The organism is Acidovorax sp. SRB_14 (assembly GCF_012932145.1).
In the GTDB taxonomy this organism is placed as follows: Bacteria; Pseudomonadota; Gammaproteobacteria; order Burkholderiales; family Burkholderiaceae_C; genus Simplicispira.
Genome location: NZ_MWOK01000027.1, coordinates 14,866 through 36,871, shown reverse-complemented (window position 1 = coordinate 36,871; position 22,006 = coordinate 14,866). Strand labels below are relative to the sequence as shown.

General features: G+C 69.4%; 22 protein-coding genes. 11 read left to right on the top strand and 11 right to left on the bottom strand.

All coding sequences use genetic code 11. The annotated features are described in order from the left end of the window. The first annotated feature begins 9 nt into the window (after positions 1 to 9). Positions 10 to 1,389, top strand: a complete 1,380-nt coding sequence (locus B2J86_RS15940; protein WP_169638239.1) for an aminopeptidase P N-terminal domain-containing protein — start codon at positions 10 to 12, stop codon at positions 1,387 to 1,389. 114 nt (positions 1,390 to 1,503) lie between these two features. On the opposite strand, the gene B2J86_RS15935 is transcribed toward B2J86_RS15940, so the two are convergent. The 6 genes from B2J86_RS15935 to B2J86_RS15910 form a co-directional block, all read right to left on the bottom strand. Beyond that, complete coding sequence (locus B2J86_RS15935; RefSeq protein WP_169169805.1) at positions 1,504 to 2,082, bottom strand: hypothetical protein; 579 nt, start codon at positions 2,080 to 2,082, stop codon at positions 1,504 to 1,506. Between the two features lie 69 nt (positions 2,083 to 2,151). Next, the gene (locus B2J86_RS15930; RefSeq protein WP_169169804.1) at positions 2,152 to 2,370 is read right to left on the bottom strand and encodes a CsbD family protein; all 219 of its coding nucleotides are present in this window, start codon (positions 2,368 to 2,370) and stop codon (positions 2,152 to 2,154) included. A 169-nt stretch (positions 2,371 to 2,539) separates the two neighbouring features. Continuing rightward, entirely contained in the window at positions 2,540 to 3,217 is a 678-nt protein-coding gene (locus B2J86_RS15925) for an ABC-type transport auxiliary lipoprotein family protein (RefSeq protein WP_173026090.1), read from the bottom strand. Between the two features lie 10 nt (positions 3,218 to 3,227). Next, on the bottom strand, positions 3,228 to 4,205 hold the full coding sequence (locus B2J86_RS15920) for an MlaD family protein (protein WP_173026089.1): 978 nt from the start codon (positions 4,203 to 4,205) through the stop codon (positions 3,228 to 3,230). Then, a complete protein-coding gene (locus B2J86_RS15915; RefSeq protein ID WP_173026088.1) occupies positions 4,205 to 5,083 on the bottom strand; it encodes an ATP-binding cassette domain-containing protein in 879 nt (292 codons plus the stop codon). The genes B2J86_RS15920 and B2J86_RS15915 overlap by 1 nt, the downstream gene beginning before the upstream one ends. Beyond that, positions 5,043 to 6,167, bottom strand: a complete 1,125-nt coding sequence (locus B2J86_RS15910; RefSeq protein WP_169636748.1) for an ABC transporter permease — start codon at positions 6,165 to 6,167, stop codon at positions 5,043 to 5,045. The genes B2J86_RS15915 and B2J86_RS15910 overlap by 41 nt, the downstream gene beginning before the upstream one ends. A gap of 274 nt (positions 6,168 to 6,441) precedes the next feature. Here B2J86_RS15910 and B2J86_RS15905 point away from each other — a divergent pair, with 274 nt between their 5' ends. The 3 genes from B2J86_RS15905 (at position 6,442) to rocF (ending at position 10,371) form a co-directional block, all read left to right on the top strand. Further along, positions 6,442 to 8,130, top strand: a complete 1,689-nt coding sequence (locus B2J86_RS15905; RefSeq protein ID WP_173026087.1) for a GMC family oxidoreductase — start codon at positions 6,442 to 6,444, stop codon at positions 8,128 to 8,130. Positions 8,131 to 8,421: 291 nt separating this feature from the next. Beyond that, the gene (locus B2J86_RS15900) at positions 8,422 to 9,180 is read left to right on the top strand and encodes a TSUP family transporter (RefSeq protein WP_173026086.1); all 759 of its coding nucleotides are present in this window, start codon (positions 8,422 to 8,424) and stop codon (positions 9,178 to 9,180) included. A 270-nt stretch (positions 9,181 to 9,450) separates the two neighbouring features. Further along, positions 9,451 to 10,371, top strand: a complete 921-nt coding sequence (rocF, locus tag B2J86_RS15895; RefSeq protein ID WP_371736588.1) for an arginase — start codon at positions 9,451 to 9,453, stop codon at positions 10,369 to 10,371. A 55-nt stretch (positions 10,372 to 10,426) separates the two neighbouring features. Here the strand turns inward: rocF and B2J86_RS18310 are convergent, their stop codons facing one another. After that, positions 10,427 to 10,558: a hypothetical protein gene (locus B2J86_RS18310; RefSeq protein ID WP_256368410.1), complete on the bottom strand. Its 132-nt coding sequence runs from the start codon at positions 10,556 to 10,558 to the stop codon at positions 10,427 to 10,429. Here B2J86_RS18310 and B2J86_RS15890 point away from each other — a divergent pair. The 4 genes from B2J86_RS15890 (at position 10,557) to B2J86_RS15875 (ending at position 13,877) form a co-directional block, all read left to right on the top strand. Further along, positions 10,557 to 11,318 (top strand): ABC transporter substrate-binding protein, encoded by a 762-nt coding sequence (locus B2J86_RS15890; protein WP_169169797.1) that lies wholly within the window; start codon positions 10,557 to 10,559, stop codon positions 11,316 to 11,318. The two genes, B2J86_RS18310 and B2J86_RS15890, sit on opposite strands and share 2 nt — an antisense overlap. 23 nt (positions 11,319 to 11,341) lie before the next feature. After that, on the top strand, positions 11,342 to 12,124 hold the full coding sequence (locus B2J86_RS15885; protein ID WP_173026085.1) for an amino acid ABC transporter permease: 783 nt from the start codon (positions 11,342 to 11,344) through the stop codon (positions 12,122 to 12,124). After that, on the top strand, positions 12,121 to 12,864 hold the full coding sequence (locus B2J86_RS15880) for an amino acid ABC transporter ATP-binding protein (RefSeq protein WP_169169795.1): 744 nt from the start codon (positions 12,121 to 12,123) through the stop codon (positions 12,862 to 12,864). The genes B2J86_RS15885 and B2J86_RS15880 overlap by 4 nt, the downstream gene beginning before the upstream one ends. Before the next feature lie 116 nt (positions 12,865 to 12,980). Then, positions 12,981 to 13,877 carry a DMT family transporter gene (locus tag B2J86_RS15875; RefSeq protein ID WP_173026084.1) on the top strand — a complete coding sequence of 299 codons (897 nt, stop codon included), beginning with the start codon at positions 12,981 to 12,983 and terminating at the stop codon, positions 13,875 to 13,877. A 22-nt stretch (positions 13,878 to 13,899) separates the two neighbouring features. On the opposite strand, the gene mrdA is transcribed toward B2J86_RS15875, so the two are convergent. From mrdA to B2J86_RS15855, 4 genes are all read right to left on the bottom strand, one after another. Continuing rightward, positions 13,900 to 15,849, bottom strand: a complete 1,950-nt coding sequence (gene mrdA, locus B2J86_RS15870) for a penicillin-binding protein 2 (RefSeq protein ID WP_173026083.1) — start codon at positions 15,847 to 15,849, stop codon at positions 13,900 to 13,902. A 37-nt stretch (positions 15,850 to 15,886) separates the two neighbouring features. Beyond that, the gene (gene mreD / locus B2J86_RS15865; protein ID WP_169169792.1) at positions 15,887 to 16,405 is read right to left on the bottom strand and encodes a rod shape-determining protein MreD; all 519 of its coding nucleotides are present in this window, start codon (positions 16,403 to 16,405) and stop codon (positions 15,887 to 15,889) included. Positions 16,406 to 16,451: 46 nt separating this feature from the next. Further along, positions 16,452 to 17,369, bottom strand: a complete 918-nt coding sequence (mreC, locus tag B2J86_RS15860) for a rod shape-determining protein MreC (RefSeq protein ID WP_169169791.1) — start codon at positions 17,367 to 17,369, stop codon at positions 16,452 to 16,454. A 120-nt stretch (positions 17,370 to 17,489) separates the two neighbouring features. Next, positions 17,490 to 18,533, bottom strand: a complete 1,044-nt coding sequence (locus B2J86_RS15855) for a rod shape-determining protein (RefSeq protein ID WP_169169790.1) — start codon at positions 18,531 to 18,533, stop codon at positions 17,490 to 17,492. Positions 18,534 to 18,739: 206 nt separating this feature from the next. Between B2J86_RS15855 and gatC the strand changes: the two genes are divergently transcribed. Genes gatC through gatB form a run of 3 tightly spaced genes read left to right on the top strand, consistent with a single transcriptional unit; the run spans position 18,740 to position 22,000 of the window. Further along, a complete protein-coding gene (gatC, locus tag B2J86_RS15850; protein ID WP_169169789.1) occupies positions 18,740 to 19,039 on the top strand; it encodes an Asp-tRNA(Asn)/Glu-tRNA(Gln) amidotransferase subunit GatC in 300 nt (99 codons plus the stop codon). 7 nt (positions 19,040 to 19,046) lie between these two features. Next, on the top strand, positions 19,047 to 20,552 hold the full coding sequence (gene gatA / locus B2J86_RS15845) for an Asp-tRNA(Asn)/Glu-tRNA(Gln) amidotransferase subunit GatA (protein ID WP_173026082.1): 1,506 nt from the start codon (positions 19,047 to 19,049) through the stop codon (positions 20,550 to 20,552). Further along, positions 20,549 to 22,000 (top strand): Asp-tRNA(Asn)/Glu-tRNA(Gln) amidotransferase subunit GatB, encoded by a 1,452-nt coding sequence (gene gatB / locus B2J86_RS15840; RefSeq protein WP_173026081.1) that lies wholly within the window; start codon positions 20,549 to 20,551, stop codon positions 21,998 to 22,000. The genes gatA and gatB overlap by 4 nt, the downstream gene beginning before the upstream one ends. Positions 22,001 to 22,006: the final 6 nt, after the last annotated feature.

The window sequence follows — 22,006 nt, the reverse complement described above, 5'->3', positions numbered from 1 at the left end:
CGATAGCGCATGACCTCTGTTTACGCCCAACGCCGCGCGCGCCTGGCCACCCAGCTCGGACCCCAAGGCATCGCCCTCATTCCCACGGCTCCCGAGCGCCAGCGCAACCGCGACAGCGACTTCTTGTACCGCCACGACAGCTACTTCTACTACCTGACGGGCTTCACCGAGCCCAACGCGTGGCTGGTGCTCACGGGCGACGGCCACAGCACGCTGTTCTGCCAGCCCAAGGACCTGGAGCGCGAAATCTGGGACGGCTACCGGCTGGGCCCCGAAGCGGCGCTGGAGGCGCTCGGCGTGGACGCGGCGCTGCCCGTGGGCGAACTCGACCAGCGCCTGCCGCGCTTGCTCGAAAACCACGCCTGCGTCTGGTACCCGTTTGCCACGCACGCCGGCCTCGCCGCGCGCGTCGACGCCTGGTTGCAGCCGGTGCGTGCGCGCGTGCGTTTCGGCGCGCTGTGCCCGCCGCAGCAGAGCGACCTGTGCGTGCCGCTCGACGAGATGCGCCTGGTCAAGGACGCACACGAGCAGGACCTGATGCGCCGCGCCGCGCAGATCAGCGCCGGCGCCCACATCCGCGCCATGCAGCGCAGCGCCGCGATGCTGCGCTCCGGCGAAGACGTGCGCGAGTACCACCTCGACGCCGAGCTGCTGCACGAATTCCGCCAGCGCGGCGCGCAGCACACGGCCTATGGTTCCATCGTCGCCGCCGGCGCCAACGCCTGCGTGCTGCACTACAGAGCCGACGCCGCGCCCGTGCGCAGCGGTGACCTCGTGCTGATCGACGCGGGCTGTGAGCTCGACGGCTACGCCAGCGACATCACGCGCACCTTCCCGGCCAACGGCCGCTTCACGGGCCCGCAGCGCGCGCTCTACGAGCTGGTGCTGGCGAGCCAGCAGGCCGCGGTGGCCGCCACGCGCGCCGGCGCGCGCTTCACCGATCCGCACGAGGCCACCGTCGCCGTGCTCGCGCAGGGCCTGCTCGACCTGGGTCTGCTCGACAAGAGCCGGGTCGGCACGGCGCAGGACGTGATCGCCAGCCGCGCCTACTTCCCGTTCTACATGCACCGCACCGGCCACTGGCTCGGCATGGACGTGCACGACTGCGGAAGCTACGTCGAGCCGTCCGAGGTCGGCCAGACGAGCGAGCGACGCGACCCGCTCTCGGGCGAGACCATCACCGACCGCCCCAGCCGCATCCTGCGCGCCGGCATGGCGCTGACCATCGAGCCGGGCCTGTACGTGCGCCCCGCGCCCGGCGTGCCCGAGGCCTTCCACCACCTGGGCATCCGCATCGAGGACGATGCCATCGTCACCGACGCGGGCTGCGAGCTCATCAGCCGCGGCGTGCCGGTGGAGCCGGACGAGATCGAGGCGCTGATGCGCTGAGGGGCCGCACCCCAGGACCAGGCCGTGCGCGGCTGACCGGCCAACAAGAAACCCCGCAGTGCGGGGTTTCGGGGTGGGCAGCGCAGCTGATGGGCTGCGCCTTGCAAGGCGGGCTTACTGCGCGTACATGCGCTTGGCGTCGTCCACGCACTTGGACTTTGCGTCGCCCGACATCGCGTCACAGCGCTCCTTGGCGGCCTTGTAGTCGGCCTCGCGCTTCTCGGCGGCGGCGTCCTTGCGGGCTGCCGAGACGGCGGCGCCCTTTTCAGCCGCGGTGTTGGCGGGCTGGGCCTGGGCCTTGGCGACCTTGGCGTTCTCGACCGCACTCACGTGCGCTGCCTTGGCGTCTTTCTTGCACACGTCCTTGGCATTGCCGGTCTGGTCGTCGCAGCGTTCCTTGGCCACGTCGTAGTCGGCATCGGCCTTGGCGACACGGGCCTTGTACTGGGTGCTGTCGCTGGGCTTGTACTCGGCTTCAAGTTCGGCCTTGGCGACCTTTTCGTGGCCCTTGGCTTCTTTCATGCAGATGTCCTTGGCATTGGCCTTCAAGGCATCGCATTTCTGTTTGTTGACCTTGTAGTCGGCCGTGATGCGGTCTTTGGCGGCCGAGTATTCGGCCGGCTGCATGGCCATCGAGGCTGTCGCTACCAGGCTGGCAGCCACCAATGCGAGCAGATTGCGGGTATGGGTCATGGGATTCTCCTGAGCGCCAGGGGCGCAGACGGGCGCCGGCGAAAGACATCTGCCGGCGCGGGGCGGCATTCAGTCGTCGAAGCGGAAGTCGGGGTTGCGCTGTTGCCAGTCCTTGAGCTGCGTTTCAGCGACGTCGCGGGCAATGCCCTGGCGCTCTTGCAGCTTGCCCAGAAACTGGTCGCGCTTGCCGGCCACCACGTCCAGGTCGTCGTCGGTGAGCTTGCCCCACTGCTCTTTGATCTTGCCGGTGAATTGCTTCCAGTTGCCCTTGATGCGGTCTTCATTCATGGTCCGAATCCTCCGAAATTTTCGCTTCTGCCATCCACCCGTTGTGTGTGGAACCACTGCGTGATGCGATGGAGAAACTGTACGGCGGCACCCTGGGTCGGTGCGTAGGCGGCGCGGGGCAGTGCGCGTCAGTGACCGCCTACGTGGGTGTAGGACCGAAGTGAGCGCTTCAGTGGCCGCCCTGCTCGAGCCACTGCGCGATGTCCTGCGCGGCCTGCGCCGCGGCCTCGGCCAGGGCGCGCGTGCCGCCGGCGGCATCGGCGCTGGTGGCGGGGTGCTGCACGGTGAACAGGCGCTGGCCGAGCAGGCTCTCGCCGAGCACCGACGAGCCGGTGAGCGTGGCGCGCAGGCGCACCACGGCGGCGCTGGCGCCGGGGCTGGTGAAGACCTGGCTGAATTCCTCGATCTCCACGCGCAGCACGTCCGGCAGGCGCCCGTCCGCGCCGGGCACGATGGCCAGCGCGTCGCCGGCGCGCAGCACGGCGCGGCGCTGGCCCAGCTCGCTGCGCAGCGCCTGCTGCACCAGCTGCGCTGGCGGCTGGCTCCAGCGCGCCAGCTGGTAGGGGCGCAGCTGGCGCGCATCGGCATAGGCCAGGCGGTAGACCACGGCGGTGTTGCCCTCGTTGGCGCCCACGCCTTCGACCTCGGCCAGGGCCAGCGCCGGCAGCGGCGCACGTTGCCCGGCAGGCGCGGCGGCGGGCGCGGCGGCGCCCGGTCCGAAGTCGTAGAGCATCGGGCGCGCCGGTGGCGTCGGCAGCGCCGAGCACCCGGCCAGAGAAATCAAGGCAAAACCCAGTGCAGCGCCCGCCAGTCTTGCGGGTGGAGCTATGAAATTTGATGTGGACATGGAGGCCTCCTCAAGGCGCTGGGGCCGGGGCGGAAAAACCGGGCTCGCCCGGGCCGGGCAGGGTGCTGCCGGCGCCGTAGATCAGCGCCTGCGGGTTGTCGGTCACGCCGGTCGCGGCGCGCCCGAGCTGGCGCGCCGCGCGCGCGGCGGCGTCGCCGGCGCGCTCGATGCGCGGCAGCGTGCGCGCGTTGAAGCGCTCGACCGTGCGCACCGCGGCGCGTGCGCCCTCGCCGGCCTGGGCAATGGCGCCGTCAGGCGCGTTCAGGCGCTGCGCGGTGCGGCCGATCTCGGCGGCCATGCCCGAGACGTCGGTGCCCGCCGCCTGCAGCGCGGCCAGCGTGCGGCCGGCGTCGTGCGCCAGCGCGGGCAGGGTGGCCAGCGCGGGGTCGAGCTTCTGCGTCACTGTCGCGTCCAGGTGCTGGGCCAGCGTGTTCACGCCGCCGGCCGCCGCGCCGAGGTTGGCGATGGCGGCGCTGACCAGTTTCTGGTTGTCGTCGCTGAGCAGCTGGTTGATGCGGCGCGTGGCCTCTTCGACCTGCGCCAGAATTTCAGGGCCCTGGTCGGCCAGCTGGCTGAACGGCGAAGAGCGCAGCGGCAGGCGCGGCAGGCCGCTGGCGCCGGGCGGCAGCGCGGGCTGCGGCTCGCCGGCATCGTCGAGCAGCACATAGGCCAGCCCCGTGATGCCCTGGTAGCCGAGCACGGCGAAGGTGGTGGGCGTGAGCGGCGTGCCGTCGTCGACCGCGATGCGGATCAGCACGTTGCCGCTGACCTGCGGGTCAAAGCCGATGTGCGTGACCTTGCCCACGGCCACGCCCTTGTAGCGCACGGCGGCCTGCGGCTGCAGGCCGCTCACGCCTTCGCGGCTGGAGAGTTCGTACAGGTGGTAGCTGCCGTTGTCCCGCGTGAGCCATATCGCCAGCGCCGCCACCATGGCGGCGACGAACACCACAAAAATGCCGGCCGCGAGGGCGTGGGATTTGTTTTCCATCAGCGTTCCTTGTCTGGCGTGGCGGGCGCCATGGCCCGGCGGCCGCGCTCACCCAGAAAAAATTGCTCCACGAACGGGTGCGGGAAATGCGCCACCTCCCGCGGCAGCCCGGTGGTGATGACTTTCTTGTCGGCCAGCACGGCCACGCGCGTGGCGAGCGCAAACAGCGTGTCGAGGTCGTGCGTGACCATCACCATGGTCAGGCCCAGCGTGGCGTGCAGTTCGCGCAGCAGGGTGCAGAACTCGTCCGCGCCATTCGGGTCGAGCCCGGCCGTGGGCTCATCGAGCAAGAGCAGCGGCGGGTCCATGATGAGCGCGCGCGCCAGCGCCACGCGCTTGACCATGCCGCCCGAGAGATCGGCCGGCATGCGCGTGGCGTGCTCGGGCAGCAGGCCCACCATCTGCAGCTTGACCATCGCGGCGTCGCAGACCAGCGCGGGCGGCAGCGTGCCCTGCTCGCGCAGCGCGAAGGCGATGTTGTCGATCACGTTGAAGGCCGAGAACAGCGCGCCGTGCTGGAACAGCATGCCGACGCGGCTGGCCGCGCCCTCGCCGCCCATCTCGGACGCCGGCCGTCCCAGCACCGCGACGCGGCCGCGCGTGGGGCGTTCCAGGCCCAGCATCTGGCGCAGCAGCACCGTTTTGCCCGTGCCCGAGCCGCCGACCAGACCCAGCATCTCGCCGCGCCGCACGCTGAGGTCCAGATCCTGGTGCACGGCAAAGGCCTCGTCGCCCTTGCCGAACACGGTCGACAGGCCGGCGATGTCGACCACCGGTGCCGCATCGGCTGCGGCAGGGGCCGGCAGTGGCGCGGGGGCGGGGTCGGTCGCGTCCACGTCAGATCCCCACGTTCTTGAAGGCGACGGCGAACAGCGCATCGACCACGATGACCATGGTGATCGAGTTCACCACCGAGGCCGTCGTGCCCGCGCCCAGGCTTTGCGTGTTGGGCTGGACGCGCAGGCCCCAGTGGCAGCCGATGAGCGCGATCAGCACGCCGAACACCACCGACTTGGACAGCGCCAGCGCCAGGTTGGCTGCATCGACGGCGCGCGGCAGCGCCTGCGCGAAGTAGGCCGGCGACACGTCCATGGCCACGTCGGCCGCGAGCATGCCGCCGGCCAGCGCCGCCAGCGTGGTCCACACGGCGATCAACGGCATCGCCAGCGCGAGCGCCAGCGCGCGCGGCAGCACCAGGCGAAAGCCGTGCGCGATGCCCATCACGCGCATCGCATCGAGCTCTTCGGTCACGCGCATGACGCCGATCTGCGCCGTGATGGCCGAGCCCGAGCGCCCGGCCACCAGGATCGCCGCCAGCATCGGGCCGAGCTCGCGGATCAGCGAGATGCCGAGGATGTTGACGATGAAGGATTCGGCGCCGAACTGGCGCAGCTGCAGGCTCATCAGGTAGGCCAGCACCACGCCGATCAGGAAGCCCACCAGCGCCGTGATCGGCAGCGCGGTCGCGCCCATGCGGTAGAGGTGGCCCGAAATGTCGCGCCAGGGCCCGCGGCGCGGCGCGCGCAGCAGCCGCAGCAGGTCGAGCGCCAGCTGGCCCACCAGCACCAGCAGGTGGCGCGCATGGTCCACGCCGTGCAGCACCAGCACGCCGAGCCGGTCCACCTGGTCGGCCGTGCGCCAGGGCTCGGCCGGCGGCGCGGTGGTGCTGTAGCGCTCGGCGCGCTCGAGCAGCGCGCGCTGGCCGGGCGTGAGCGCCAGGCGCTGCGGCCAGGCGCGGCCCCAGTGGTTCCACAGCAGCTGTGCGCCGACATGGTCGAGCCACTGCAGCCCGCGCAGGTCCCAGCCCAGGTCCGGCTGCGCCGGCAGGCCGGCGAGCTGGCGCGAGAGCGTGCGCCATTGCGCGCGCGAGCCCATCTCGGCCGCGCCCCAGCGCCCCTGCAGCAGCGCGCACGGACCCTCGGGCGTGTCGGCGCGGGTGATGCGGGGCGGGCTGTCGGGCATGGGCAAGGGATGGGGCAAGGGCTGGGGCCATGGTAGCGGCACCGGCAGGGGCGTTTGAAAATGAAGCCAGGGCGCAGGATAGGCCAAGCCCGGCCCGCGCGTGCAAAGCACCGCACGCCAGAAAATAACATCAAAAAGTACGCCAGCGCAATACAGGCAAGCGCCAATAGCTCATTTTTTTATAGCAAAACACAATCCTTGTCGGGGCGACTGCGGGCCGCACCGCACAATGCACGGCGCAGGCCGCACAGACGGCACCCACACCGGAGACTCCATGGGCGACACCACTTTCGACTTCGTCATCATCGGCGGCGGCACGGCCGGTGCGCTGCTGGCCAACCGCCTCAGCGCCGACCCGCGCCGGCGCGTGCTGCTCGTCGAGGCCGGCCGGCGCGACGACTACCACTGGATCCATATCCCCGTGGGCTACCTGTACTGCATCGGCAACCCGCGCACCGACTGGCTCTACCAGACCGAACCCGACGCGGGCCTCAACGGCCGCAGCCTGCGCTACCCGCGCGGCAAGACGCTGGGCGGCTGCAGCAGCATCAACGGCATGATCTACATGCGCGGCCAGGCGCGCGACTACGACCAGTGGGCGCAGCTCACCGGCGACGACACCTGGCGCTGGGACAATGTGCTGCCGGCGTTTCGCCGCCACGAAGACCACTGGCGCCTGGACCAGCCCGACGGCGAGAGCGAAGACTTCAAGCGCCTGCACGGCAGCAAGAGCACCGGCGGCAAGGGCGAGTGGCGGGTCGAGAAGCAGCGCCTGCGCTGGGACGTGCTCGACGCGTTCGCGCAGGCCGCGCAGCAGGCCGGCATTCCGGCCACCGACGACTTCAACGGCGGCACCAACGAGGGCGTGGGCTACTTCGAGGTCAACCAGAAGGCCGGCTGGCGCTGGAACACGGCCAAGGCGTTCCTGCGCCCGCTCTGCTATGGCCGGCCGAACTTCGAGATGTGGACCTCGGCCCAGGCCAGCCGGCTGGTATTCGAGACCCAGGGCGACGGCAGCCGCCGCTGCACCGGCGTGCAGGTGTGGACGGGGCAGGAGATGGTCACCGCGCATGCGCAGTGCGAAGTGATCCTGAGCGCCGGCGCCATCAACTCGCCGCAGCTGCTGCAGCTCTCGGGCATCGGCCCGGCGGCGCTGCTGCAGGGGCACGGCATCGAGGTCGTGCAGGACGCGCCCGGCGTCGGCGCCAACCTGCAGGACCACCTGCAGATCCGCGCGGTGTTCAAGGTGCAGGGCGTGCCCACGCTCAACACCCTGGCCGGCTCGCTGCTGGGCAAGGCCAGGATCGGCCTCGAATACGCGCTCAAGCGCAGCGGCCCGATGAGCATGGCGCCGTCGCAGCTCGGCGCCTTCACGCGCAGCAGCCCCGCGTTCGAGCATCCCAATCTCGAATACCACGTGCAGCCGCTCTCGCTCGACGCGTTCGGCGAGCCGCTGCACCGCTTCCCGGCGTTCACCGCGAGCGTCTGCAACCTGAACCCGACGAGCCGCGGCACGGTGCAGGTCCGGAGCCCGCGTTTCGAAGACGCGCCGGCCATCGCGCCCCATTACCTCTCCACGCCCGAAGACCGCCAGGTCGCGGCCGACAGCCTGCGCGTCACGCGCCGCATCGTCGCGCAGCCGGCGCTCGCCGCGTACCAGCCCGAAGAATGGAAACCCGGCGTGCAGTTCCAGAGCGACGACGAGCTCGCGCGCCTGGCCGGCGACATCGCCACGACCATCTTCCACCCGGTGGGCACGACGAAGATGGGCCGCGACGGCGACCCGATGGCGGTGCTCGATGCGCAGCTGCGCGTGCGCGATGGCCGCGGCGGCGTGGTGGCCGGCCTGCGCGTGGTCGACGCCGGTGCCATGCCCACCATCACCAGCGGCAACACCAACGCGCCCACGCTGATGCTGGCCGAGAAGGCGGCGCAGTGGATCCGCGCCGCACACCCGACGTAACGCGGCACCGCCGGGGGCGGGAAATTCCCTATACGCGGCGGCGGCCCCTGCCACTACAGTCTCCGAACTCGACAGCGCACTGCGGTGCGCCCAACGAGGGGCCGAGGAGACAACCTACAGCCAGAACCACATTCCCAAGCATCCGCCATGAGATGCCGTTTTGCCAAGGCGCCGACCCTGTGTCGGCGCCTTTTTTTTGGCCGCGGCTTCCGGGGGTTCCGGCCGCTGCGCCCTGTGCAGCGCCGCACCGCACTGGTAAAACGATAGCAAACGCGGTGCGACAATTGCGCCATGGAATGGATTGTTGTCACGCTGGCCTCGCTGCTGGCCGGTTTCGTGGATGCCATCGTCGGCGGCGGCGGGCTGATCCTGCTGCCCGCCCTGTTTGCCACCTTCCCCAGCGCGCCGCCGGCCACGCTGCTGGGCACCAACAAGAGCGCGTCGGTCTGGGGCACGGCCATGGCGACCTGGCAGTACAGCCGCCGCGTGCAGGTCCGCTGGCGCGCCATGCTGCCCGCGGCCTTCGCCGGCTTCGCGGGCGCTTTTGCCGGCGCCTGGGCCGTCACCGTGCTCTCGCCCGATTTCCTGCGCAAGCTCCTGCCGCTCGTGCTGCTGGCCGTGCTGGCCTACACGCTGGCCAAGAAGGAACTGGGCCGCCACCACACGCCGCGCTTTGCCGGCCGCGCCGAATGGGTTGCCGCCAGCCTGATCGGCGTGAGCATCGGCTTCTACGACGGCTTCTTCGGGCCCGGCACCGGCAGCTTCTTCGTGTTCCTGTTTGTGCGCCTGCTCGGCTACGACTTCCTCAACGCCTCGGCGTCGGCCAAGCTGCTCAACGTCGCCACCAACGTCGCGGCGCTGATCCTGTTCTCGCTCAAGGGCCACATCTGGTGGCACTTCGCGCTGCCGCTGGCCGTGGCCAACGTGGTCGGCAGCGTGCTGGGCACGCACATGGCGCTCAAGCACGGCACCGGGTTTGTCCGCGGCATTTTCATCTTCGTGGTCAGCGTGCTGATCCTCAAGACGGGCTACGATGCCTTTTTGCGTTAAGAACGTGTTGACGATTTCTACGGGGTCGCGCAAGTCTCTTTTCGGGATGGGATGCAAGGCGCGGTGCGCAGCCCATAGCCCCGCTATGGGCAAGCATCGCAACGCCGCAGACCGCCCGAAAAGACGCTTGCCCTGCGGGTTGGGGTGAAATCGGGCGATTGAGCTGCCCCATCCCTTGCATGGGCACGAGCCCATGCGGCGTGATCTGCGCAACCCCAACGCGACCCCGTAGAAATCGTCAACACGTTCTAAGCCACCGATGGAGGCCTCGTGTCCCTGCAGCAATCCGTCACCCTCATCGGGGCGCCCACCGACATAGGCGCCAGCGTCCTGGGCGCGAGCATCGGCCCCGACGCCCTGCGCATTGCCGGCATTGCCCAGGCCCTGCGCGCGCACGGCCTCGACGTGGCCGACCGCGGCAACCTCACCGGCCCGCCCAACCCGCAGCAGGCGCCGCAGGGCGGCTTTCGCCACCTGCCTGAAGTTACGGCCTGGAACGAGGCGGTGTTCGCCGCCGTGTTCGCCGAACTGGCGGCCGGGCGGCTGCCCTTGCTCATGGGCGGCGACCACTGCTTGGCGATCGGCTCGATCAGCGCCGTGGCGCAGCACTGCCGCCAGCAGGGCAAGCGCCTGAAGGTGCTGTGGTTCGACGCCCATGCCGACGCCAACACGCCGGGCACCTCGCCCAGCGGCAACTTGCACGGCATGCCCGTGGCCTGCCTGCTCGGCCACGGGCCGCAGTGCCTGACGCAGCTGGGCGGCGCCACGGCCCTGGCGCCCGCGCAGCTCAGCCTGATCGGCGTGCGCAGCGTGGATGCGGCCGAGAAGCGCTTCGTCAACGCGCTCGGCATCGAGGTCTACGACATGCGCTACATCGACGAGTTCGGCGTGCGCAGCGTGATGGAGCAGGTGCTCATGGGGGTGGACGGCACGACGCACCTGCATGTGAGCTTCGACATGGACTGCCTGGACCCGGCGATTGCGCCCGGCGTGGGCACGGCCGTGCGCGGCGGCCCGACCTACCGCGAAACCCAGCTGTTCATGGAAATGCTGGCCGACTGCGGCGCGCTCGGTTCGCTCGACCTGGTGGAGCTGAACCCGGCGCTGGACGTCCGCAACCAGACGGCCGAACTGGCCGTGGACCTGCTCGAGAGCCTGTTTGGCAAGTCCACGCTGATGCGCGCCGCCTGATGCGCGCAGCACGCATCCGGGCCTTGGGCGGTCGGCATATGCATATAGCGGCAATTTATAATTCGCGCAGTTTTCGGGGCATCGCGGCCCCGATCTGCAGGGCCTGCGCACGTTTCTTGGCTCCGGCTGCGCGGATCGCGGGCCGGTTTTTTTGTACCTGAAACCCACCAATGACAGGATCACCCATGAAGCTCTTCAAGTTGCTTGCCGCCGCCGTGGCCTTGTGCGCCGCCTTTTCCGCCCAGTCGCGCACGCTCGAAGCCATCCAGAAGGACGGCAAGATCCTTGTTGCCACCGAGGGCCAGTTCGCCCCGTTCAACTACTTCCAGGGCACGACGCTTGCGGGCTTCGAAGTGGATGTGGCCGAGCTCGTGGCCAAGAAGATGGGCCTGAAGATCCAGTGGAAGACGATCGGCTTCGACGCCCTGTTGACCGGCCTCAAGCAGGACCGCTGGGACCTGGTGATCGCCTCGCACGGCATCACCGAAGAGCGCGCCAAGGCCGTCACGTTCACGGCGCCGCACTACTGCTCGGGCGGCATCGTGATCGCCATGGACCCGGCCATCCGCAGCGCCAAGGACCTGGCGGGCAAGACGGTGGCGGTGCAGACCGGCACCAGCTACCTCGAGAACGTGCAAAAGGTCGCCGCGCTCAAGGAGGTCAAGAACTTCCCGACCGACGTGGATGCGCGCAGCGCGCTGGTGTCCAAGCGCGTGGACGCCTGGGTGACCGACCGCTTCGTCGCCAAGGAAGTGATCGCCAAGAACCCCAACGCGGGCTTCAAGCTCGGCGAGATGGTGTTCATCGAGCGCATTGCCGCCGCCGTTGCCAAGGGCAACACCGGCTTGGCCGACGCCTGGAACAAGGCGCTCGCCGCCACCATGGCCGACGGCAGCTACGCCGCCGTGTCGCAGAAATACTTCCACGAAGACGTGCGCTGCCATTGAGCAGGGACGCTTGACGCCACTCCATGCTCATCGCACTTTGGCCGCACCACTGGAGCCGCCAGCAACGCAGCAACGCCACGCTGGTTTCGGCCCTCCTCCTGATGGTGCTCGCGCTGGCCCTGCTGGGCCGGCTGCTCTCGTTCCTTCCTGAGCCCATCGGCTCCAACGCCCAGGCGTTTTCCGACGGCGCGCGCACCACGCTGTGGCTGACGCTGATCAGCGGCAGCCTCGGGCTGGTGCTGGGCACCAGCGCCGCGCTCGCGCGCACCTCGCCCTGGCGGGCGCTGCGCTGGGTGGCCAGCTTCTATATCTGGGTCATCCGCGGCACGCCGCTGCTGGTGCAGATCCTGTTCGTCTACTTTGCGCTGCCGGCGCTGGTGCCGGGGCTGAACCTGCCCGACTTCGCCGCTGCCGTGCTGGCGCTGGGCCTGAACGTCGGCGCCTACAACTCGGAAGCCGTGCGCGCCGGCCTGCTGGCCGTGCCGCGCGGCCAGACCGAGGCTGCGCGCGCGCTGGGCCTGGGGCGCGTGCATGTGTTCTTCGACGTGGTGTTCCCGCAGGCCTTCAAGATCTCGCTGCCGCCGCTGGTGAGCAACTTCGTCGCCCTGCTCAAGGACTCGTCGCTGGCCTACGCCATCGGCGTGGTCGAGCTGACCAACGTCGGCAACCGCATCCAGTCGGCGACGTTCCAGCCGATCGCCACGCTCTCGACCGTGGCCGTGACCTACCTGCTGCTGACCACGCTGGTGACGCAAATCTCCAACGCGGTCGAATACCGCTTCGACGTGGAAGGCCGTGCCCCATGAGCGCACCCACGCCCTACATCGTCGCCGAGCACGTGTGCAAGTCGTTTGGCCCGCACCAGGTGCTGCGCGACGTCTCGACGCACTTCAACACCGGCGAGGTCACCGCCATCATCGGCGCCTCAGGCTCGGGCAAGAGCACCCTGCTGCGCGCCATCAACCGCCTCGAACCGCACGACAGCGGCAGCATCCGCATCGACGGCGTGGAGGTCACCGACGACCCGCGCACCCTGCAGCTGCAGCGCTGCGAGGTCGGCATGGTGTTCCAGCAGTTCAACCTGTTCGGCCACCTGAGCGCGCTCGACAACGTGACGCTGGCGCCGCGGCGCATCCGCCACACCGCGCGCGCCCAGGCCAACGCGCAGGCCATGGCCCTGCTGCGCCGCGTGGGCATGCACGAGCATGCGCACAAGTACCCGTGGCAGCTATCGGGCGGCCAGCAGCAGCGTGTGGCCATTGCGCGCGCGCTGGCGATGGCGCCCAAGGTCATGCTGTTCGACGAGCCCACGTCCGCGCTCGACCCCGAGATGGTGCAAGAGGTGCTCGACGTGATGCGCGAGCTGGCACGCGGCGGCATGACCATGGTCGTCGTGACGCACGAGATGGGCTTTGCGCGCGAGGTGGCCGACCGCGTGCTGTTCTTCGACCAGGGCCGGATCGCCCACGACGCGCCGCCCGCGGACTTCTTCAACAACCCTGGCAACGACCGCATCCGCGCCTTCATCGGGCGGCTGGGCGCCTGATGTGTTGCTCTTGATCCAGGAGCTGCCAGCGCTCTGTATGTGGACGCTTCCGCATCTTTTGATGCCGAAATCACCAACCCTAGCGCGCCGGCAGCTCCTGTTTTTGAACGATCCACATGCACACTGAACGCCAGGGCCTGGCGGCCCTGCTGGTCGTGGTGGCTGTATGGGGCACCACCTTTCCCGCGATGAAGATGCTGTCCGCGCACCTCGATGCGCTGCAGATCATCTGGGCGCGCTTTGCCATCGCCCTCGTGGTGCTGGCGCCGCTGCTGCGCGGCCTGCGCGCGCGCGAGCGCCGCTGGGGCCTGTTGCTGGGCCTGCTGCTGTTCCTGGCGTTCTGGCTGCAGATCGAGGGCCTGGCGCGCACCAGCAGCAACCGCAACGCCTTTGTGACCGGGCTCAACGTACTGGTGGTGCCGCTGATCGCCATGGCGCTGCTGGGACGGCGCTACGGCTGGGCGCTGTGGGCCGCGTGTGCGCTGGCGCTGGCCGGCATGGTGCTCATGTTCCATGAGAACGAGCCCTGGAATCTGGGCGACACGCTGACCCTGGCCAGCACGCTGTTCTATGCCATCTACATCCTGGCGCTGGAGGAATGCGCGCGCCGCACCGCGCACGCGCCGCTGCGCGCCACGCGGCTGGCGGCCGTGCAGGCGGTGGTGATGTGCGTGGCCGCCGGGACGCTGGTGCTGGCGCGCCACGGCGGCGCGGCGCCGACGCTGCAGGCCCTCGCCGCGCTGCACGGCGAGGCGCTGGTCGCGCTGGTGTATCTGGGGCTGGTGGCCAGTGTGCTGGTGGTCACCCTGCAGGCCTGGGGCCAGCAGCGCGTGGATGCGATGCGCAGCGCCATCGTCTTCGGCCTGGAGCCGGTGTTCGCCGCCGCCACTGCCTGGGCACTGATCGGCGAGCGGCTGGGCGCGGCCGGTCTGGCCGGCGCAGCGCTGATCGTGGCGGCCCTGATCCTGAGCCAGTGGCAGCCGCCGCGCGCCGCACCGGCGGCCACGGCCTGAACGCGCCGCCTGCCCGCGGCGCTCAGTGCGCCGCGACCGCGGGCAGCGGCACGTCCTGCGCGCGGCGCGGCGTGCCGATGGGCGGGCCGCCCTGCCCCTTGGCGACGGCGGCCAGATCCTCCTCGCTCGGGTACTGGCCGAGCAGCCAGTAGTCGAACACGCGCCGCACGATGGGCGCGGCCGCGGCAGAGCCAAAGCCCGCGTTTTCCACGATCAAGGCCACCGCGATCTTGGGGTCTTCCACGGGCGCGAAGGCGATGAACAGCGAGTGGTCGCGCTGGTATTCGGTCAGCAGCCTGGCGTTGTATTTCACGTTTTGCCCGAGGCTGATGGCCTGGGCCGTGCCCGTCTTGCCGCCCGAGGTGTAGGGGGCGCCGGCGAACACGCGCCGGCCCGTGCCGGCCTCGTTCACCGCCTTGAGCGCATTGAGGACGACCTCCACGTGCCGCCGCTCGTAGCCCAGGGGCTTGCCCGGGGGCTGCGCCACCTTGGTGACGGCGCCCGTGATCGGGTCTTTGATCGCCTTGATCAGGTGCGGGCGGTAGCGCGTGCCGCCGTTGGCCAGCGTCGCCTGGGCCATGGCCAGCTGCAGCATGGTGAAGTTGTTGTAGCCCTGGCCGATGCCCAGCGACACCGTCTCGCCCGAGTACCAGCGCTTGGCCTCCGGACGCTTATAGGCATTTCGCTTCCACTCGGTGCTGGGCAGCACGCCGCGCAGCTCGCCGCCCAGGTCGATGCCCGTGATCTGCCCGAAGCCCAGCGGCGCCATGAAGTCGTGGATGGCGTCCACGCCCATCTCCACGGCCAGCGAATAGAAGTAGGTGTTGCTCGAATACTGGATGGCGCGGTGCATGTCCACGCCGCCCAGGCCGCCCTCGTGGCTGCGGAAGTTCCGCCCCCCGTAGCTGTAGTAGCCGGGGTCGTTCACCACCACGTTCGCGCCACGCTTGCCCAGCTCCAGCGCCGCCAGCGCCATGAAGGGCTTGTAAGTGGAGCCCGGCGGGTAGGTGCCGCGCAGCGCACGGTTCAGCAGCGGCTTGTTGATCGACTCGTTGAGCGCCTGCCAGTTTTCCTGGTCGATGCCATCGACGAACAGGTTGGGGTCAAACGTGGGCTTGGACGCCAGCGCCAGCACCTCGCCGTTCCTCGGGTCCAGCGCCACCAGCGCGCCGCGGCGCTCGCCGTAGAGGTCCTCCACCATCTTCTGCAGCTTGATGTCCAGCGACAGCATCACGGTGTGGCCCGGCGAGGCCGGGAAGCTGTTGAGCCGGCGCACCGCGCGCCCGCCGGCCGAGGTCTCCATCTGTTCGACACCCGTGAGGCCGTGCAGCTGCGCCTCGTAGCTTTGTTCCACGCCGAGCTTGCCGATGTGGTCGGTGCCGCGGTAGTTGGCCTCTTCGTCCGACTCCTGGATCGCGGCTTTTTCTTTCTGGTTGATGCGCCCGATGTAGCCGATCGCGTGGCTCGCCACCTCGCCCAGCGGGTAGTTGCGAAACAGCCGCGCCTTCACGTCGACGCCCGGAAAGCGGTAGCGCTGCGCCGTGAAGCGCGCCACCTCCTCGTCGGTCAGGCGCGTGCGGATGGGCAGCGACTCGAAGTTGCGCGACTCGTCCATGAGGCGCTTGAACTTGCGCCGGTCGCGCGGCTGGATGTCCACCACCTCGGCCAGCGCATTGAGGGTGTCTTCGAGCGCGCCGGCCTTGGACGGCGTGATCTCGAGCGTGTAGGCGGCATAGTTGGTCGCCAGCACGACGCCGTTGCGGTCCAGGATGAGTCCGCGGTTGGGCACGATGGGCACGATGGCCGTGCGGTTGCTCTCGGCCTGCTCGGCCAGGTCCTCGTGGCGCACCACCTGCAAGAAGAACAGGCGCGCCACCAGCAGGCAAAACGCCAGGAACACCACCGCGCCGACCACGACGGCGCGCAGCCGAAAGCGCGAGGCGTCTGCCTCCGTGTTGCGCAGCTCGGTCATGGCTGGCGCCTTGGCAGGAGAGCGCTGCGGTCCATGGTCACAGCGGCCGGTTCTGGTCGCGGTCCGGTGGGCGGCGCTGGGGTGCCAGCAGCACCCAGCTGACCAGTGGCCACAGCAGGGCCTCGGCCACGGGCGCCGCCAGCAGGCTCCAGCCCGGAAACAGCCCGCCCGAGAGCAGCCGCACCAGCAGCTGCAGCGCGTGCGCCACCGCGAACAGGCCGGTCATCTGCAGCGCCTGCGGCCAGACGCCAAACCACAGCACGCGCCGGTGCGTGAGGTGCGTGCCGTACATCAGCGCCGCGTAGGCCAGCGCGTGCTGCCCGAGCAGGGCCGCCTCGTGCACGTCCATGCACAGGCCCAGCACAAACGCCACGCCCATGCCCACCCGCGCGGGCTGGTGCACGCCCCAGAACGCCAGCAGGACCATCAGCACGTCGGGCATCCACGGCACGCGCCCCAGCGGCAGCATGTTGAACGCCAACGCGGCCGCCAGGCTGGCCGCAATGAACACCGGGTTGACCGGCAGCAGCAGGGGCTGCCCGCGCGGCATGATCATGGCCGGCCTCCCTGGGCCGTGGCCGCGGCGGGGTGGGGCAGGCGCCTCATTTGCGGCCCTTCTTGGCCGGAACGGACGGCGCCGGCGCGGGCCGCGGGGGCACCTGTCCGGTCACGGGGGTGAGCAGCATGACGTGGCGCGCGCCATCGATCTGGGCCATGGGCTTGCAGTAAATGCGGGCGAAGGCCGAGTCGGCGCGGCGCTCCACGCGGACCACGCGGGCCACCGGCAGGCCGGGCGGGTACACGCCGTCCATGCCGCTGGTGGTCAGCATGTCGCCCTCCTGCACATCGGCATTGGCCGACATGAAGCGCAGCTCCATGCCGCCGCCGTGGCTGGCGACCGGGTCGCCATACGCGACGCCGCGCGCGCCGGTGCGGATGTTGAGCACCGGGATGGCCTGGTCGCGGTCCACCAGCAGCGTCACCTCGCTGAGGAAAGGGTGCACGCGCGTGACCTGGCCCAGGATGCCGGACTCGTCGAGCACCGGCGCGCCCAGCTCGACGCCTTCCATCTGGCCGCGGTCCACCACCACGCGGCGGGTGTAGGGGTCCGGGGCGTCATAGAGGATCTGCGCCGCCTGGGACGGTGCGTCCAGGCGTGCGCGCAGCGCCAGCAGGTTGCGCAAGCGCGCGTTCTCTTGCAGCAGCTGGTCGGCCTGGGTGGCGCGCTGCGACTGGAGCACCAGCGCCGCGCGCGCCGCATCGGCTTCGGCCTGGGCGCTTTGCAGGGACTGGAAGTAGCCGGCGCCCAGGTGGGCCCACTCCACCGGGCGCAGCATCAGCCACTGCACCGGGTAAAGCACGGTGGCCACCGCCTGGCGCAGCGGGCCGGTGACCTGGAAGCGTGCGTCGGCCACCATCAAAAACAGCGCCAACGCGCTGTACAGGACGATCTGCGACAAGGCCGACGGCCCCTGCCGGAGAAAGGAAGGGGTGGTGCGGTCCAGTGTGCCCAGCGGCATGGCAGGGGCGCTCAGTCAGCGCCGCGCACGGCCATGGCCAGCGCGTGCTCGGCGGGAGACAAGACAGGAACGGTCATGCGGTCGCGCGGTGCAGGGGGGCTATCCACAGGCCCCGGTGCTTCATTCGCTGGTGAAGATGCCGCCCGAGCGGTCCATGCGCTCCAGCGCAATGCCGCAGCCGCGCACCACGCAGGTCAGCGGGTCTTCGGCCACCAGCACGGGCAGGCCGGTTTCCTCGGCCAGCAGGCGGTCCAGGTCGCTCAGCAGCGCGCCACCCCCCGTGAGCATCATGCCGCGCTCGGCGATGTCGGCGCCCAACTCGGGCGGGGTCTGTTCGAGCGCGTTCTTGACCGCAGAGACGATCTGGTTGAGCGGCTCGGTCAGCGCTTCGAGCACTTCGTTGGAGGAAATGGTGAAGCTGCGCGGCACGCCTTCGCTGAGGTTGCGGCCACGCACTTCCATCTCCTTGACCTCGGAGCCCGGGAAGGCCGAGCCGATGTTCTTCTTGATGGCCTCGGCCGTGGGCTCGCCGATCAGCATGCCGTAGTTGCGGCGGATGTAGCTGATGATGGCCTCGTCGAACTTGTCGCCGCCCACGCGCACGCTGCCCTTGTAGACCATGCCGCCGAGCGAAATCACGCCGACTTCGGTCGTGCCGCCGCCAATGTCGACCACCATGGAGCCCGAGGCCTCGGACACCGGCAGGCCCGCGCCGATGCCGGCGGCCATGGGTTCCTCGATCAGGTAGACGGCGGTGGCGCCAGCGGCTTCGGCCGCGTCCTTGATGGCGCGGCGCTCGACCTGCGTCGAGCCGCAAGGCACGCAGATGATGATGCGCGGGCTGGGGGTGAGCAGGGTGCGCGGGTGCACCATCTTGATGAACTGCTTGATCATCTGCTCGGTGATGATGAAGTCGGCGATCACGCCATCTTTCATCGGGCGGATGGCCTCGATGTTGCCGGGCACCTTGCCGAGCATGGCCTTGGCCTCGCGGCCCACGGCCTGGATGACTTTCTTGCCGTGGGGACCGCCTTCATGGCGGATCGCGACGACCGAAGGTTCGTCGAGCACGATGCCCTTGTCGCGGGCGAAGATCAGGGTGTTGGCGGTGCCAAGGTCGATGGCGAGATCGGTGGAGAAATACCGACGGAAAGCTCCGAACATTCAAAAATCCTCTCGGGCACAGCATGCACGTCGGCCTGCCATCGCCGGGTTTTGGGGGTCAAAATGGGCTCTTTTTCGCACAATGACCGGCGGTTTCGAGGCTATTGCGGCAAAGGCGGGATAATAACGCATCCCCTGTGATTGCCTCTCGCTGGCCTGTGCCAGGTCACAGCTTTACATCCGGTTTCTGACGCGTTTTCTTTCCCATGGCATTGACCCCCCAGGACATCGATCGCATCGCCCATCTGGCGCGGCTGGAACTCAGCCCCGCAGAAAGTGGGCGCATGCTCGTTCAGTTGAACGGCTTTTTCGACACCGTCGAGCAAATGCGCGCGGTCGACACCGGGGGCATCGAGCCCCTGGCGCACCCGGTGGCGACCATCCAGAGCGTGGCCTTGCGCCTGCGCGCGGACGTGGCCAGCGAGCCCGACCAGCGCGAAGCCAACCAGCGCAGCGCCCCGGCCGTCGAGCGGGGCCTGTTTCTGGTGCCCAAAGTGATCGAATGAGCCCCGCATGACTTCAACCCAACCCCCCCTGCACGCGCTCGGCGTTGCCGCCCTCGCGGCCGCGCTGCGCGAGAAGCGCGTGAGCGCCACCGAAACGGCCCAGCATTTTCTGGCGCGCGCGCGCAGCCACCAGTCGCTGGGCGCCTTTGTCGCCATCGACGAAGCCGCCACGCTGGCCCAGGCGCGCGCGGCCGACGCGCGCATCGCCGCAGGCACGGCCGGCCCGCTCGAGGGCGTGCCGCTCGCGCACAAGGACATTTTCGTCACGCGCGACTTTCCCACCACGGCCGGCTCGCGCATGCTGGTGGGCTACCGCTCGCCGTTCGACGCCACCGTGGTCACGCGCCTGGCCGAGGCCGGCGCCGTGACGCTCGGCAAGCTCAATTGCGACGAGTTCGCGATGGGTTCGGCCAACGAGAACTCGGCCGTGGCGCCCGTGGGCTTTGGTGCGCCCGCGCCGGTGCGCAACCCCTGGGACACCGCGCGCATCCCCGGCGGGTCGTCCGGCGGCAGCGCCGTCGCCGTGGCCGCGCGCCTCGTGCCGGCCGCGACCGGCACCGACACCGGCGGCTCGATCCGCCAGCCGGCCAGCTTTTGCGGCATCACCGGCATCAAACCCACCTACGGCCGGGCGTCGCGCTATGGCATGGTGGCCTTTGCCTCCAGCCTCGACCAGGCCGGCCCCATGGCGCACAGCGCCGAAGACTGCGCGCTGCTGCTGAGCACCATGTGCGGCCCCGATCTGGACCGCGACTCGACATCGCTCGACATGCCCTCCGAGGACTTCAGCCGCACGCTGAACGATCCGCTCGACGGCCTGCGCATCGGCATTCCCAAAGAGTTCTTTGGCGGCGGCCTGGCCCCCGATGTGCGTGGCGCCGTCGATGCCGCGCTGGGCGAATACGAAAAGCTGGGCGCCCGGCTCGTGCCCATCAGCCTGCCGCGCACCGAGCTGTCGATTCCGGTCTACTACATCATTGCCCCGGCCGAGGCCAGCTCGAACCTGAGCCGCTTTGACGGCGTGAAGTTCGGCCACCGCGCCCGCGACTTCACCGACCTCGAAGACATGTACAAGAAGACCCGTGCCGAAGGTTTCGGCGACGAGGTCAAGCGCCGCATCATGACCGGTGCCTACGTGCTCTCGCACGGCTACTACGACGCCTACTACCTGCAGGCGCAAAAAATCCGCCGCATGATCGCCGACGACTTCCAGCGCGCCTTCCAGGACTGCGACCTGATCGCCGGCCCGGTGGCGCCCACCGTGGCCTGGAAGCTGGGAGAGCACGGCAGCGACCCGCTGGCCGATTATCTCGCCGACATCTTCACGCTGCCGGCGTCCCTGGCAGGCCTGCCGGGCATGAGCATTCCGGCCGGCTTTGGCGCCGGCGGCATGCCCGTCGGCCTGCAGCTGATCGGAAACTACTTCGCCGAAGCCCGGCTGTTGAACGCGGCGCACCGCTTCCAGCAGGCCACCGACTTCCACCTGCAACAGCCGCAGGGTGCCCAGCCATGACCACCGCCAAACTCATCCAGGGCTACGAAGTCGTGATCGGCTTCGAGACCCACGCCCAGCTTGCCACGCAGAGCAAGATCTTCAGTCGCGCCTCCACGGCCTTTGGCGCCGAGCCCAACACCCAGGCCTGCGCCGTCGACCTGGCGCTGCCCGGCACGCTGCCGGTGATGAACCGCGAGGCCGTCGCCTGTGCTATCAAATTGGGACTGGCCGTCGGCTCCACCATTGCGCCGGTGAGCATTTTCGCGCGCAAGAATTACTTCTACCCGGACCTGCCCAAGGGCTACCAGATCAGCCAGTTCGAGATCCCGGTGGTGCAGGGCGGCGAGCTCTCGTTCCTGCTCGGCGAAGAGAAGAAAACCGTGCGCCTGGTGCGCGCCCACCTCGAAGAAGACGCCGGCAAGTCGCTGCACGAGGAATTCCACGGCATGAGCGGCATCGACCTCAACCGCGCCGGCACGCCGCTGCTCGAGATCGTGACCGAGCCCGACATGCGCTCGTCCGAAGAGGCAGTCGCCTATGCGCGCGAGCTGCACAAGCTCGTGACCTGGATCGGTGTCTGCGACGGCAACATGCAGGAAGGCTCGTTCCGCTGCGACGCCAACGTTTCGGTGCGCAAGCCGGGCCAGCCGCTGGGCACGCGCCGTGAGATCAAGAACCTGAACTCGTTCAAGAACATGCAGCAGGCGATCGACTACGAGATCCGCTGGCAGATCGAAGAGATCGAGGACGGCCGCGCGATCCAGCAGGCCACCGTGCTGTTCAACCCCGACACGGGCGAGACGCGCGCCATGCGCACCAAGGAAGACGCGGCCGACTACCGCTACTTCCCCGACCCCGACCTGCCACCGCTGGTGGTGGCGCCCGAATGGGTCGAGCGCGTGCGTGCCGAGATGGCCGAGCTGCCGCGCGTGATGGCCGCGCGTTTCGTGCAGGACTACGGCCTGCCCGAGTACGACGCCACGATCCTCACGCAGAGCAAGGCCATGGCGGCGTATTTCGAGCAGGCCGCGCGCGCCAGCGGCCAGGCCAAGCTGGCCAGCAACTGGATCATGGGCGAGGTCTCGCGCCGGTTGAACCTGCAGGATGCGGGCATCGACGCCGCCCCCGTCAGCGCCGCGCAGCTGGGCCACTTGGTCGGGCGCATTGCCGACGGCACCGTCTCCAACAATGCCGCGCGGCAGGTGTTCGAAGCGCTGTGGAGCGGCGACGCCGCGGACGTGGACGCCGTCATCGAGGCCAAGGGCCTCAAGCAGATGAACGACACCGGCGCGCTCGAGAAGATCGTCGACGAGGTGATCGCCGCCAACCCCGGCAACGTCGAGCAGTTCAAGGCCGGCAAGGACAAGGCGTTCAATGCGCTGGTCGGCCAGGTCATGAAGGCCAGCAAGGGCAAGGCCAATCCGCAGCAGGCCACCGACCTGCTGCGCGCGCGCCTGGGCGGCTGAGAGCAA

Excerpts from the sequence above, each read along its gene's own strand:
- B2J86_RS15940 (WP_169638239.1), top strand. The coding sequence starts at position 10 with ATGACCTCTGTTTACGCCCAACGCCGCGCGCGCCTGGCCACCCAGCTC.
- mreC (WP_169169791.1), bottom strand. The coding sequence starts at position 17,369 with ATGCCGCTGGGCACACTGGACCGCACCACCCCTTCCTTTCTCCGGCAG.
- gatA (WP_173026082.1), top strand. The coding sequence starts at position 19,047 with ATGACTTCAACCCAACCCCCCCTGCACGCGCTCGGCGTTGCCGCCCTC.
- B2J86_RS15925 (WP_173026090.1), bottom strand. The coding sequence starts at position 3,217 with ATGTCCACATCAAATTTCATAGCTCCACCCGCAAGACTGGCGGGCGCT.
- mrdA (WP_173026083.1), bottom strand. The coding sequence starts at position 15,849 with ATGACCGAGCTGCGCAACACGGAGGCAGACGCCTCGCGCTTTCGGCTG.
- B2J86_RS15905 (WP_173026087.1), top strand. The coding sequence starts at position 6,442 with ATGGGCGACACCACTTTCGACTTCGTCATCATCGGCGGCGGCACGGCC.
- B2J86_RS15875 (WP_173026084.1), top strand. The coding sequence starts at position 12,981 with ATGCACACTGAACGCCAGGGCCTGGCGGCCCTGCTGGTCGTGGTGGCT.
- B2J86_RS18310 (WP_256368410.1), bottom strand. The coding sequence starts at position 10,558 with ATGGGTGATCCTGTCATTGGTGGGTTTCAGGTACAAAAAAACCGGCCC.
- B2J86_RS15900 (WP_173026086.1), top strand. The coding sequence starts at position 8,422 with ATGGAATGGATTGTTGTCACGCTGGCCTCGCTGCTGGCCGGTTTCGTG.
- B2J86_RS15915 (WP_173026088.1), bottom strand. The coding sequence starts at position 5,083 with ATGCGCTGTTCGCCGTCGCCTTCAAGAACGTGGGGATCTGACGTGGAC.
- B2J86_RS15930 (WP_169169804.1), bottom strand. The coding sequence starts at position 2,370 with ATGAATGAAGACCGCATCAAGGGCAACTGGAAGCAATTCACCGGCAAG.
- B2J86_RS15885 (WP_173026085.1), top strand. The coding sequence starts at position 11,342 with ATGCTCATCGCACTTTGGCCGCACCACTGGAGCCGCCAGCAACGCAGC.
- B2J86_RS15855 (WP_169169790.1), bottom strand. The coding sequence starts at position 18,533 with ATGTTCGGAGCTTTCCGTCGGTATTTCTCCACCGATCTCGCCATCGAC.
- B2J86_RS15890 (WP_169169797.1), top strand. The coding sequence starts at position 10,557 with ATGAAGCTCTTCAAGTTGCTTGCCGCCGCCGTGGCCTTGTGCGCCGCC.
- B2J86_RS15880 (WP_169169795.1), top strand. The coding sequence starts at position 12,121 with ATGAGCGCACCCACGCCCTACATCGTCGCCGAGCACGTGTGCAAGTCG.
- B2J86_RS15920 (WP_173026089.1), bottom strand. The coding sequence starts at position 4,205 with ATGGAAAACAAATCCCACGCCCTCGCGGCCGGCATTTTTGTGGTGTTC.
- gatC (WP_169169789.1), top strand. The coding sequence starts at position 18,740 with ATGGCATTGACCCCCCAGGACATCGATCGCATCGCCCATCTGGCGCGG.
- B2J86_RS15910 (WP_169636748.1), bottom strand. The coding sequence starts at position 6,167 with ATGCCCGACAGCCCGCCCCGCATCACCCGCGCCGACACGCCCGAGGGT.
- B2J86_RS15935 (WP_169169805.1), bottom strand. The coding sequence starts at position 2,082 with ATGACCCATACCCGCAATCTGCTCGCATTGGTGGCTGCCAGCCTGGTA.
- mreD (WP_169169792.1), bottom strand. The coding sequence starts at position 16,405 with ATGATCATGCCGCGCGGGCAGCCCCTGCTGCTGCCGGTCAACCCGGTG.
- gatB (WP_173026081.1), top strand. The coding sequence starts at position 20,549 with ATGACCACCGCCAAACTCATCCAGGGCTACGAAGTCGTGATCGGCTTC.